The following is a 13052-nucleotide window of genomic DNA, read 5'->3' as shown; positions in this document are numbered from 1 at the left end:
TTTATATAAGCATCTCCTGTTTAATCTCCTTAGGAAACCACGATAGTTTTTCTGATAGTTTCACCACTTCTCCGATCACAATCATGGCTGGATTGATGATTCGTTTTTCTGTTACTAGTTCAACGATCGTCTCTAGTGTCGCGGTTATTGTTCGTTGATTCCCTGTTGTCCCTTGTTCAATGACAGCAATGGGTGTAGTTGAGTCTTTTCCGCAGGCCTGCAATTGGGCACAGATAAATGGAAGATGTTTTACGCCCATATAAATAGCCAGGGTATCAACACCGTGGGCGAGATGGTCCCAACGAATATTATTGGGTTGACCGTTCAAACAATGACCTGTAACCATGGCAAAGGATCGGCTCAACTCGCGGTGGGTGACAGGTATTCCCGCATAAGCTGGTGCAGCAATTCCAGAAGTGATTCCTGGAACTACTTCAAAGTCGATTCCATTTTGCGCTAATACCTCTGCTTCTTCACCACCCCGTCCAAAAATAAATGGGTCGCCTCCTTTTAAACGAACAACCGTTTTACCAGCCAAGGATTTTTCGAGTAATAATTGATGGATGGAGTCTTGGGAAACACAATGGTTCCCTGGCTCTTTTCCGCAATAAATGAACTCAGTGTCAGCTTTGCAGTAATCTAGTAACTTCGGATTAACGAGTCGATCATAAAGAATGACTTCAGCCCGCTCGAGGCATTTCATTGCTTTAACTGTAATTAACTCAGGATCTCCAGGACCTGCTCCAATAATATAGACTTTTCCCAATTTTTGAGTCATAGGGCTCTCCTTTTTAATCGATGAGGAGAAACACTTCTTCTCCGACTACTTTGGTTTGATAAGTTTTTACACAGCCTGAATCAGGCTCTTGAACCTTCCCATTATCCAAACATATTTTCCAATCGTGCATCGGACAGAAAACAAATTCACCGCTTACCATTCCTTCGCTCAAAACTCCGCCTTTATGTGGACAGCGATTTTCGATCGCACGAATGGTCCCGTTTAATAATTTGAATACTGCAACTTCCTTATCCCCGACAAAAACGGTTTTACCTAATCTTTCTGGTAGATCACTGACAGAACCGATCGAAACTACTTCTCCGTTTTTCTTTATCATTGGACGATTTCCTCCTTTAGTTGTAAGTTTTAAGACATTACTACACTTTCAAACAATTCTTTTCTTACTTTTTCATCCTCTGTAATTGCTTTCCAAGGATCCTTAATTACCGATAAGGCATCATCCAGCCGTTTATTTAATTCCTGACGCTTTGCCTTATCATCAAGTACGGATCGTACTTGTGATAACCCAACACGTTCAATCCATGCTGAAGTACGTTCCAAGTAGTTGGCTGTCTCACGATAATATTGAAGGTATGCACCAGTTATCTCCATGGCCTCTTCTGATGTTTTTACTTTGTATAATAGGTCTCCCCCGCGTACATGTGTACCGCCATTTCCACCGACATATAGCTCCCAGCCTCCGTCAATTCCAATAAAACCAATATCTTTAAACCCTGACTCAGCGCAGCTTCTCGGACAAGCGGAAACAGCCATTTTCACCTTATGAGGTGTTTGTAGTCCTTCAAATTTCTTTTCAAGGTCGATCCCGAGACTCATGGAATCCTGGGTCCCAAAGCGGCAGAACTGTTCTCCAACACAGGTTTTCACCGTACGTAGCGATTTCCCATAGGCAGACCCTGACGGCATATCCAAATCTGTCCATACATTCGGCAAGTCTTCCTTTTTTACACCCAGCAAGTCGATTCGTTGTCCGCCGGTTAGTTTTACTAACGGTATATCGTATTTTTCTACCACGTCCGCAATTCGTCGTAAGTCTTGTGCGTTTGTTACACCGCCATACATTCGTGGTACAACCGAATAGGTGCCATCCTTTTGAATATTCGCATGCATCCGTTCATTAACAAATCGGGATTCTTTTTCATCCTGATAATCAATTGGATGGACCATCCCCAAGTAGTAATTCAGAGCTGGGCGGCATTTTGAACACCCTTCCTCTGAACCCCAGCCAAGAACATTCATCACTTCTTTGATATGGGTTAACCCTTTTGTTTTGATCTCTTCTACAACTTCATCTCTCGATAGATCTGTACAGCTGCAAATCGCTTCTTTCTGAATAGAACCGTCGAACTCTGAACCAAGTGTATGCTGCAATACTTCCGCAACTAGCGGCTTACATCCACCGCAAGACCGGGAAGCACTGGTACATGCTTTGATTGCATCAACGGATGAACAACCTTGATTCTGGATTGCCTCGATAATCGCCCCTTTAGAAACACCGTTACAGCCACAAATAATTTCCTCGTTACTCATGGAAGCTACTAAACTACTTCCAAAATCATCATTTAACGGTTGTAAAAGTGATACCTTCGTAGTTGAGGATACATCCGCTTCCTTTTGAATCATCGAGAAGAGACGATTTCCATCACTGCTATCACCAAATAATACGGCACCAACAATTTTATTGTCTTGAATCACGACCTTCTTATATATACTGTCATTTCCATCAAAGACCTTGATGGCTTCCTTCCCTTCGCCTTCCATAAAGTCTCCAGCTGAAAACACTTCTACCCCAGAGACTTTCAACTGTGTGGATAAAACAGACCCATGATAACCTTTGGTTTCCAAACCGCAAATATGTTTCGCTAATACTCTTCCTTGTTCATATAAAGGGGCCACTAGACCGTATACTGAACCGTTGTGCTCGGCGCACTCCCCGACGGAGTAAATATTAGGAATGCTTGTTTGCAGATAGTCATTGACGACAATGCCGCGATTGACAGCTACACCGCTTTTTATGGCTAATTCGGTATTTGGCTTGATGCCAACAGCCATGACAACTAAGTCTGCATCAAGCAACGTTCCGTCACTAAACCTTAGACCTTCAACGCGTTCGTCTCCAAAGATCTCTTTGGTTTGTTTTTCTAATAAAAATTTCATTCCCTGTTTTTCTAATTCTCTTTGCAGTAATTTCCCTGCTTGTGGATCTAATTGGCGTTCCATCAAATAGGGGGCGAGATGGATGATCGAAACATCCATTCCTAGGTTTAACAGACCTCTTGCCGCTTCGAGTCCGAGCAAACCGCCGCCAATCACGGCTGCCTTTTTATACTTCTTTGAAGTTTCAAGCATGACCTCTGTGTCCTTTATATCCCGAAAAGCTGTTACTCCTTTCTTTTCTGCTCCTGGAATCGGCAGGATAAATGGAAGAGATCCCGACGCAATAATTAGTTCATCATACGGTTCCATTCTCCCTAAGTCAGTGATAACGACTTTCCGCTTCGAATCGACCTTGATCACTGTTTCACTTGTAAATAACTGAATGTTGTTGTCTTTGTACCAATCCCAGTCATTAAGCGTTATGTCTTTAACCTTTGTATCCCCTTGTAATACTTTTGAAAGTAGGATTCTATTGTAATTCGGATGGGGTTCGCTTCCGAATATGGTAATCTCAAATGATTCCTTTGATAGTTTTATAATCTCCTCAATCGTTTTCACTCCAGCCATGCCATTTCCAACAAGAACTAACTTTTTCTTATCCATGTCAGCTTTCCTCCCGTTTGTAAGTTTCCTAAACTATATCACAGACTTTTTAAAAACTAACTTATCGTGTAAGGTCTTCTAACATAAAAGTTTTTATTCTTGGAAGTCAACTGCCGGGCTTACCTTAACAGCGCTGACTTTAAATCCAGGCATTTTGCATTCAGGGTCCAATTCTTTTGAAACGAGAAGATTAATATTTTGCGAGTCTGCCCAGTGAAAAGGAACGAATATAGTATCATACCGAATAGTTTCCGACCATTTGCTTCTCACCACAACACTTCCTCTTTTTGATTCAATTTTCACTAAGGATTGATCTGGAATCTGAAATTTCGCTGCGGTTACAGGGTGAATTTCCATAAATGGTTCGATGTTTCTTGCCGCTAAAGATGGACTTTTTCTAGTTTGTACCCCCGTTAAGTAATGTGACATGACTCTCCCAGTTGTTAAAAAGAGTGGAAACTCATTACAAAGTTGTTCTTTTGGAATTTCAGGAATGTTTGGTACGACCACCATCGCTGCCTTTCCATCTGAATGAGCAAAGGATCCTTCGAACACTCTCGTCGTACCTGTATGGTCGGGGGATGGGCATGGCCATAATATTCCGCCTTCCTTTCTTAGTCGGTCATATGTTATTCCAAAATAATCGGCAGGCCCCCCACTGCTTGCTAACCTTAATTCAGTAAAAATTTCTTCTGCAGATGAAAACGAAAAATACTCTTCTTTTCCAAGCGCACGGGCAAGCTCACAGATGATTTGCCAATCATGCTTCGCTTCCCCTGGACACGGGAAGCTTGCTTCCCGTAATGTTACCCGCCCCTCTAGATTCGTCATCGTTCCCTCATCTTCTAGATAGGAAGAGGCCGGGAGTATGACATCTGCTAATCTAGCAGTTTCTGAAATAAACAAATCAACTGCAACAAAGAAAGATAATTTTTTCATTGCCTCCTTGACGAAATGAGCATTCGGATGGGAGACAGTGGGGTTGGAACACATGAGAAACAACCCTTTTATTTCCCCTTCATCGATTTTCTCCATCATTTCATAAGCCGAAACGCCTTTGCGTGGTAAATCATCTGGCTCGATCCCCCAAATGTCGGCCACATAGTTTCGATGTTCTTCATTCTCAATCGAGCGATAGCCAGGAAGCTGGTCTGCTTTTTGGCCATGTTCTCTCGCGCCCTGTCCATTACCCTGTCCCGTAATTGCGCCATAGCCACAATGAGGCTTGCCGATTTTCCCTGTTGAAACCAGAATATTTAGGAAATTACGGACAGTCATCGACCCATTCGTGTGCTGTTCCACCCCTCTCGCTGTAAAAATCATTCCTGTTTCTTCTTTACCAAATCTTATTGCCGCCCTACGAATAAGGGGGATTGGAACTCCGGTGATCTCTTCTATCTCTTCTAAGCTTAGGGATAATGCATACTTTTTAACTTCTTCAAACCCGTTTACACGTTCTTGAACAAACTTTTCATCAACATAATTCTCCTCAACAATCACTTTCAATATTCCGTTAGCTAATACAGCATCCGTTCCTGGTTTGGGTTTTAGATGCAAGTCTGCTATTTTCGTTGTGGCTGTTTCCCGTGGATCGATTGCGATGATATAAGCTCCATTTTCTTTTGCTCGTTCAAAATAAGGCATAATGGTGGGCTGACATTCAGCAATATTCGTTCCTGCCAAAATGATACAACGAGTGGATGGGATTTCTGCCAAGCTATTCGTGAAGCCTCTGTCCAACCCAAAGGTTTGGTTCGCAGCCGAAGCAGCCGCAGACATGCAAAGACGGCCATTATAATCAATGTATTTTGTTTTTAACGCGACGCGGGCAAATTTCCCCAATAAATAGGCTTCTTCATTCGTGATTGACGCACTCCCATACACCGCTAAGGCATTTTGACCAGATTCTGCTTGAATCTTCGTAAAGTTTTCTTTAATATGATTCAACGCTTCCTCCCACGTCACTCGGACAAATTCTCCATTGACTTTTACTATTGGATATTTTAAGCGCTCTTTATGAAAAGCATGTTGATGGGCATTCATCCCCTTTACACATAAGCGCCCTTCTGAAGTTGGATTGTCTTTTCCGAGGGTTATATATTTTTTTCTAGACACAACCGATTGTTCAACCAATTGCATTTTACATTGCATACTACAGTAAGGACATTGGGAGTCGTATCTTTTTTCTGATTTCACTTCTTGTTCCTTTGTACGAAAATACTTTAATAACGCTTCTGTCAAGATGATCACCCTTTTCATTTTTTGGTTCTGTTACACTTGCTTGTTATTTTCCGCTCCTGGCACTGGGTTTACGGTGACCTTTTTGCGGAACATACGATCCTTCTCTAACCGAAGCAATAATTGCTGACGAAGTTCGAGATCAAAAATTACTTCTCTCACATGCACTAAACCCACCCTTTCAATCCATTGCCATGACCGTTCGAGAAAATTGGCTGTTTCACGGTAATATTGAATAAACGCACAAATTATTTCGATTACATCTTCATTCTTTGTTTGAAGGCATAATAATTGACCTGCACGGACATTTCGACCGCTGCTGCCACCAACGTAAATTTCCCAGCCAAGCCCCGTTCCAATTACACCAATATCTTTCGTAGTTGAACCTGCGCCGTTATGCATACATGCAGATACACCCATTTTTACACGATAGGGAGTTGTGAGAAATTCCAATCTTTTTTCAAGGTTGATAGCCAATTCCATCGATGAATGTTTGTCACACCGGCAAATATGTTCGCCGATACTCGTTTTTACATTTTGAACCATATTTCCGTAAGTAGAACATACTTCCATGTTCAAATCTGCCAACAAAGCAGACAAATCTTTTTTCTTCACCCCCATCAAATGAATTCTTTGTTCACTAGTGACAGCCATATCTGTAATGCCGTAATTCTCAGCAACCTCGGCAATTGCCCTCAATTGTCGTGATGATGTTTTTCCTCCATACATCTGAGGGATGACGGTATACGTACCATCTTTCTGAATGATGGCAATCATTTGTTCGGATATAAATAGATTCTCCTGCTGGCTCTCATATTCCGGGTAAATCATGCCTAAATAGTAGGCTAAGGCTGGCCGACAGACAGAACATCCTTCCTTATTGCCCCAACCAAGGACATTCATCACTTCTTGTACCGTTGTCAAGCCTTGCCATTGCATCTCGTAAACCAACTCATCTTCCGTTAGTGCTGTACAGGTGCACATTGATTTTTGTCCCATAACCTCATTAAATTCATCACTATTAATGTAGTGGAGTAAATCAGTTACTATTGGTTTACAGCCCCCGCAAGCCCCTGAGGCCTTGGTACATTTCTTCACTTGTTCGACAGTTGTTAATCCGTTTTTTTGAACCGCTTCTATAATTGCCCCTTTAGCCACTCCGTTACAATTGCAAATTATTTCATGATGGGCCATGGCAGCGACTGAATTGCCATCTCCATTTAATGCTTGAAAAAGAGTAACTTTCTCCATGTCTGATACATCTTTCTTTTTCAAGATTATTTCTAGTAATCTTGAACGATCGCTCGTGTCTCCAAATAATACGGCACCTACTAATTTAGATTCTTCAAAAACCAACTTCTTATAAACACCATCTAACTCATCATAAATTTCAATCGACTTCAATCTTTCCTCATGGGTAAACTGACCAACCGAAAACACATCCACTCCCGATATTTTTAATTGGGTAGAAAGAACAGTTCCTTCGTACCCTTTACAATCGAATCCACAAATACGTTTAGCCAGCACCTTCCCTTGGTCATAAAGCGGCTTTACTAACCCATAGACCATCCCTCGGTGTTCCACGCATTCACCGACAGCAAAAATGTTGGAAATATTCGATTCTAGATAATCATTGACGAGAATCCCCCGGTTTGTCTCAATTCCACTATCCTTGGCTAACTGGATATTGGGCCTCACCCCAACCGCCATCACAACCAAATCAGCAGCAGTTTCGGTACCGTCCTTAAAGGAAAGTCTTTCAACGCGTTTTCTTCCGCAAATCTCTTTTGTTTCTTTTTCAAAAAGAAAACGCAATCCTTGCTTTTCCAACTCTGTTTGCAATAGTTTCGCTGCCGCTTCATCCAATTGTCTTTCCATTAAATTGCGGCCATTATGAACCACCGTTACATCCATACCAAGATTGAGCAGACCTTTGGCAGCCTCTAATCCTAAAACTCCTCCTCCAATAACGACTGCGTTTTTATAACTTTTGGCCGTATCGATCATTTTCTGGCAATCTTCAATGGTCCGAAACGTGATTACTCCATCTTTATCATTTCCCGGGATAGGGAGCAGAAATGGCATGGACCCTGTTGCTATGATTAGTCGGTCATAGGAGATTTCTCGACTTTTATCTGTTAGTAAGAGTTGATTTTGGGAATCAATTTTTATGACTGTTTCACCTGTATACAGCGCAATGTTCTGTTCGTTATACCAATTCTGATCATTGATTGTAATAGCATCAAACGTAGTACCACCCTGCAAAACAGCCGATAATTGAATTCGATTATAGTTATAGTGCGGTTCAGATCCGAAAATAGTAATCTCAAAAAGTTCTGGTGCTTCTTGTAAAATTTCTTCTATACATCGTACACCTGCCATTCCATTCCCTATCAATACCAGTTTTTGCTTTTTCATTCAAAATACCTCCGCTAGTAAAATATGTCGGTCACTGCAACCATAAATATCACCTATTATTCCATAAATCTTGTGAAAAGAAATTTGTTGTGTAACATTTTCTAACACAGTAAGTTTTCGTGTTAGGATACCTCACATAAAAGAAGACATCCCAATTCTCTATGCGCTATTGTTTAACAAAGCAAGAGAAATACATGTGAAGGAGGAAAAGGGATGAAAAACAGTGTTGGTTTATTTTCATTTGTGGTTTTACTAATTAGGGTCATGTTTTCAAAGGATAACTGTTTTGAATGGTAATAAATTCTGGTTCGATTTAGCAAAAAAATTGTCTTCTAGGAAAGGGGAACTATAGTATGAAGGTATCTGATTTAAAAAAAAGCGGTCATGCACCATCGTTAGCAGCTTCATTTTTATACTTTGATGTTAGTTTCATGATTTGGGTTATTTTAGGGGCACTAGGGGTTTATATTACAAAGGATTTTGGGCTAACCCCATCGCAGAAGGGTTTTATCGTTGCACTTCCAATCTTAAGTGGATCATTTTTCCGGATCATCCTTGGTGTGTTAACAGATAGAATCGGTCCACGAAAAACGGCCATCAGCGGAATGCTCGTCACCATTATACCGCTAGTATGGGGTTGGTTATTTGGTCAAACATTAACTGAACTGTATATGATCGGGATTCTTCTTGGGGTGGCAGGTGCGAGTTTTGCTGCAGCCATTCCAATGGCTAGTAGATGGTACCCGCCGCATTTACAAGGACTGGCCATGGGTATTGCAGGTGCCGGTAACAGTGGAACGTTGTTTGCCACCTTATTTGGACCGCGTCTTGCAGAACAACTGGGCTGGCATAATGTCTTGGGATTAGCACTTATTCCTTTATTGACTGTATTTATCTTGTATATCTTTTTGGCAAAGGATGCTCCTTCTCAACCAGCACCAAAACCGATGATTGAATATTTGAAAGTATTTAAACAAAAGGATACATGGTATTTTTGTTTGCTTTACAGTGTTACATTCGGGGGATTTGTCGGTTTGTCCAGTTTCTTAAGCATCTTTTTCGTAGATCAATATGATTTATCAAAAGTAAGAGCAGGCGATTTTGTTACACTTTGTGTGGCAGCAGGAAGCTTTTTCCGTCCAGTTGGCGGTTTTATCGCTGACAAAATCGGCGGTGTCCGCCTTCTTACCTTTCTATTTATCGGGGTTGCACTCAGTATGTTTGGTGTGAGCCAGCTTCCACCTCTAGCTGTTGTGACCATCTTATTGTTTATCGGAATGCTCTGCTTGGGAATGGGAAATGGAGCGGTCTTTCAATTGGTACCGCAGCGCTTCCAAGAGGAAATCGGGATGATAACTGGGATTGTAGGAGCGGCCGGGGGCGTTGGTGGATTTTTTGTCCCCAATATATTAGGAACACTTAAGGAAGTTACTGGTACGTATGGAACAGGATTTATGGTTTATATGGGGATTGGGATAGCAGCGTTGTTAGTGTTATTTTTGGCACAAGTGTCATGGCGGAGGACCTGGTCAACTAAGGAAGCTTCTTTAAAAAATTAACAAAAAACGCATTTGCCTTTACTTATGGCAAATGCGTTTCTTCTTTATATTTTGGGTCTCCAAGTTTTAATCATCTTCAAAAGCAAGATCTCTTTATTTTAAAACCACAGTCTTGAATAGTAGTCATATTCATAAATATCTACTTTTTCTTCCTCTTCTTTTTTAGGGTTACACTCATCGCAAGGTTCTTCGGCTTGGTTATGTTTACATTGTTCAAATAAAAGTTCCATGATTATGTCCCCTTTCCTACTTCTTACTCTCTATTTTAATGGAAGCGTTTACATTTGTCTTGTGGTTTTTATTGGTAATTATAAATCCTAAGAATAGTGCGTCTCAAACAGATAGCTGAAACGCACTATGTTGTATCTAATAAAGCTTATATTGATTTATGGGAATCACTTTTTCTTAGGAAGTCCCCTGACACTCTCAAAAACTCTTCCGGCTCCTCCACATACGGCATATGAGCACTATGCTCATATACGTGGAACGATGAACCAGGTGTTAAAGTACTGTAGTACTTTGTAGTTTCCGGGGTCGCCTCATCAAACCGGCCGCATGTATATAGTGTCGGACAGGTGATTTCCTTGAGGCGTGCGGTACAGTCAAATTCCTTCAGGTTCCCGAGAACGGTAAATTCAGAAGGTCCCCACATGATATTGTATACTTCTGGATTTCTATTTTTAGAGCCCTGTTTTAACCATTCTGGATACGGGTCCAAACGACAAACAAAATTTTTGTTAAAAACTTCTGTTGCCTTTTTATATTCCTCAGAGTCAGTGGTTCCATTTACTTCGCAACTGATAATTGTTTCCTTAGTTTCATTTGGCAGTTTATCAAGATTGCGTCTTTGATCTTGCTCCCACAGCGGAGCACTTAAGCATGGACTTGAAAAAATAACACTTTTCACCCCGCTAGGTCCGGTTAAACAATAGGCTGCGGCGAGCGTTGTCCCCCAGGAATGGCCAAGGAGATGCACTTCTTCAAAGTTAAGGGCTTGTCTAACCTGGGCCAATTCCTCAACAAACCTTTCTATTCGCCATAATGAAGTATCCGCAGGACGATCGGATTTCCCACATCCTAATTGATCGTAAAAGATTACGGGACGGTCCGCTTCCAGTGCCTTTAAACTTTGAAGTGAATAACATGAGGATCCCGGTCCACCGTGTAAAATAATTACTGGAGTCCCGTTTGCCTTTTTATTAAAAAGTTGATACCAAACTCTTCCCCCTGTAACATCGATGTATCCTTCTTCAAACATATTCATATCCCCTTTATTTAATTGTGTTTCCCTAATTCAGTGATTCGACATCAATTATGAAAAAACCTGTTTTCACATTTGTTGAAATTCTATGATCTAGGGGAAATGAATGAGACTCAGGCAAAATTTAAATGGTTACTCACTAAACACCCGGAAACCATCCAGGGGTATGGATGATGGCTTGCCAAAGTGGATCTGGAATTACCAATTCTTGTTGTTTATTTTTATCGATTTTTGTGACAATTTCCGATTCCCTTCCTTCGGCCACCTTTTGGACCCAGTCTGGGTCGATAATCAGTTCACGTCCTAATGCGATTAGCGGAACACCTGATGTAATTGCTTTTAATGCATCATCAGCTGTATAGATTGATCCCACGCCAATAACAGGAACGGTGGAACCTACCCGTTCTTGAATAATTTCGATCCGCGCACGTGTGTCATCCACTCCGCGTCTTGGCATCGACCAAAAATCCTGAAGAGAAACGTGTAAATAATCAAGATCTTTTTTCGCTAATGCATCAATTAAAACCAAGGTATCTGCCATCGTAATCCCAGGTGTTTCCGCTTCTTCCGGTGAAAACCGATACCCAACAATAAATGGTTCCTTTGTCAGTTCAGCTGCCACCTTTTTCACTTGATCAACTACTGCTAACGGAAAATTGAGTCGTTTTTCGAGACTGCCTCCCCATTTGTCTTCGCGGCGGTTGGAATGCGGGGAGAAAAACTGTTGAATTAAATAGCCATTTGCACCATGGATTTCAACACCATCATATCCCGCTTCAATCGCACGACGAGTCGCCTCACCAAAATCATTAATAATTGCTTCCACTTCTTCATTAGATAATTCCCTTGGGACAGGTTTACCTGGACCTTCTGCAGGTATATTGCTTGCACTGACAACGTCACCATTAGGAACTAACTCAGGCGGCACTTGCCGTCCGCCGTGAAAAATTTGTAAAATTGCTTTTGCTCCTTGATCATTTATTCCGGCAGCTATTTTCCGTAAACTCGGGATCAATTCATCTCGGTCACCGCCAAATTCACCTTGAAATCCTTTTCCATTCGCTGTCACATAAGTACAGGCAGTTATGACCATACCCACACCACCAGAACGACGGGCATAATAATTTACTTCTGCATCTGTAACAGTACCATCCGGGTTGGATGAAAAGTTAGTCATTGGGGCCATCACAATTCGGTTCTTTAAAGATACGCCATTTGAAAATGTAAACGGTTCAAATAAGGCTTCATGCTTAGAATTCATTCTTTGTATTCCTCCAGGTGGATTAATTTATCGATAAGAAAAAACAACAGTTTATGTAACTGTCGTTTTTCACCATTTTAGAAATTTAACCTCTCTTATTTTGCATTTATTGATTAATTTTAATCATATCGATAAAATATTAAAGTTTTTATGGTTTATTGGTGCAACATCACCTACCTGTAAGTGAATTATGTTATTCTATCGGCGAATTTTAAGGGTTAATCGGCGAATTTATTCGTTCAATCAGCGGATTTTAAGGTTCAATCGGCGAATTTGTCCTTTCAATCAGCGAATCTAAAAATACAATAAGTCTTTGAAAAATGGGCATAAAAAAACAACCAATTAAGGTTGTCTTTGATTTGCCTGGCAACGTCCTACTCTCACAGGGACGCGTGTCCCAACTACCATCGGCGCTGAGAAGCTTAACTTCCGTGTTCGGTATGGGAACGGGTGTGACCTTCTCGCCATTGCTGCCAGACTATTTAATTGAGGATTCATTCCCTCAAAACTAGATAATGCAGAAGAAGTTTGTAAACACGAGGTTGCCTTTTTACTTGTCCAGCTGCGGCTCCTAACTTCTCGGCCTTTTCGATCTGTCCCTCCAAATCCAAAACCAGGATTTGCAGTGCCAGCTCTCCAAAGTCTGTCGAAGTTGAACAGTCGCCTCCGCTTTTCGTTTTGGTTAAGTCCTCGAACGATTAGTATCAGTCAGCTCCACATGTTACCACGCTTCCACCTCTGACCTATCAACCTGAT

The 13052-nt window shown here is 41.3% G+C and carries 9 protein-coding genes and 1 rRNA gene; 1 reads left to right on the top strand and 9 read right to left on the bottom strand.

Features of this window, described 5'->3' with window-relative positions; all coding sequences use genetic code 11:
- Position 1 precedes the first annotated feature (1 nt).
- The 5 genes from cobA to nirB (FS608_RS03955) form a co-directional block, all read right to left on the bottom strand.
- A complete protein-coding gene (gene cobA, locus FS608_RS03975; RefSeq protein ID WP_144548596.1) occupies positions 2-766 on the bottom strand; it encodes a uroporphyrinogen-III C-methyltransferase in 765 nt (254 codons plus the stop codon).
- Positions 767-791: 25 nt separating this feature from the next.
- The gene (gene nirD / locus FS608_RS03970) at positions 792-1115 is read right to left on the bottom strand and encodes a nitrite reductase small subunit NirD (protein ID WP_144547988.1); all 324 of its coding nucleotides are present in this window, start codon (positions 1113-1115) and stop codon (positions 792-794) included.
- Positions 1116-1144: 29 nt separating this feature from the next.
- Positions 1145-3559: a nitrite reductase large subunit NirB gene (gene nirB / locus FS608_RS03965; RefSeq protein ID WP_144547987.1), complete on the bottom strand. Its 2415-nt coding sequence runs from the start codon at positions 3557-3559 to the stop codon at positions 1145-1147.
- A gap of 93 nt (positions 3560-3652) precedes the next feature.
- Complete coding sequence (gene nasC, locus FS608_RS03960; RefSeq protein ID WP_144547986.1) at positions 3653-5800, bottom strand: assimilatory nitrate reductase catalytic subunit NasC; 2148 nt, start codon at positions 5798-5800, stop codon at positions 3653-3655.
- A 30-nt stretch (positions 5801-5830) separates the two neighbouring features.
- Positions 5831-8215, bottom strand: coding sequence for a nitrite reductase large subunit NirB (nirB, locus tag FS608_RS03955; protein ID WP_144547985.1), 2385 nt, complete (start codon positions 8213-8215; stop codon positions 5831-5833).
- A gap of 353 nt (positions 8216-8568) precedes the next feature.
- Here nirB (FS608_RS03955) and FS608_RS03950 point away from each other — a divergent pair, with 353 nt between their 5' ends.
- Positions 8569-9774, top strand: a complete 1206-nt coding sequence (locus FS608_RS03950) for a nitrate/nitrite transporter (RefSeq protein WP_144547984.1) — start codon at positions 8569-8571, stop codon at positions 9772-9774.
- A 98-nt stretch (positions 9775-9872) separates the two neighbouring features.
- On the opposite strand, the gene FS608_RS31090 is transcribed toward FS608_RS03950, so the two are convergent.
- From FS608_RS31090 to rrf, 4 genes are all read right to left on the bottom strand, one after another.
- Positions 9873-10004: a hypothetical protein gene (locus FS608_RS31090; RefSeq protein ID WP_260871568.1), complete on the bottom strand. Its 132-nt coding sequence runs from the start codon at positions 10002-10004 to the stop codon at positions 9873-9875.
- 146 nt (positions 10005-10150) lie between these two features.
- Positions 10151-11032, bottom strand: a complete 882-nt coding sequence (locus tag FS608_RS03945; RefSeq protein WP_186328592.1) for a proline iminopeptidase-family hydrolase — start codon at positions 11030-11032, stop codon at positions 10151-10153.
- 142 nt (positions 11033-11174) lie between these two features.
- Positions 11175-12296, bottom strand: a complete 1122-nt coding sequence (locus FS608_RS03940) for an NADH-dependent flavin oxidoreductase (RefSeq protein ID WP_144547982.1) — start codon at positions 12294-12296, stop codon at positions 11175-11177.
- A gap of 361 nt (positions 12297-12657) precedes the next feature.
- Positions 12658-12774, bottom strand: a 5S ribosomal RNA gene (gene rrf, locus FS608_RS03935).
- Positions 12775-13052 lie beyond the last annotated feature (278 nt).

This window comes from Bacillus sp. X1(2014), assembly GCF_007678255.1.
This window is presented reverse-complemented; position numbering and strand designations above follow the sequence as displayed.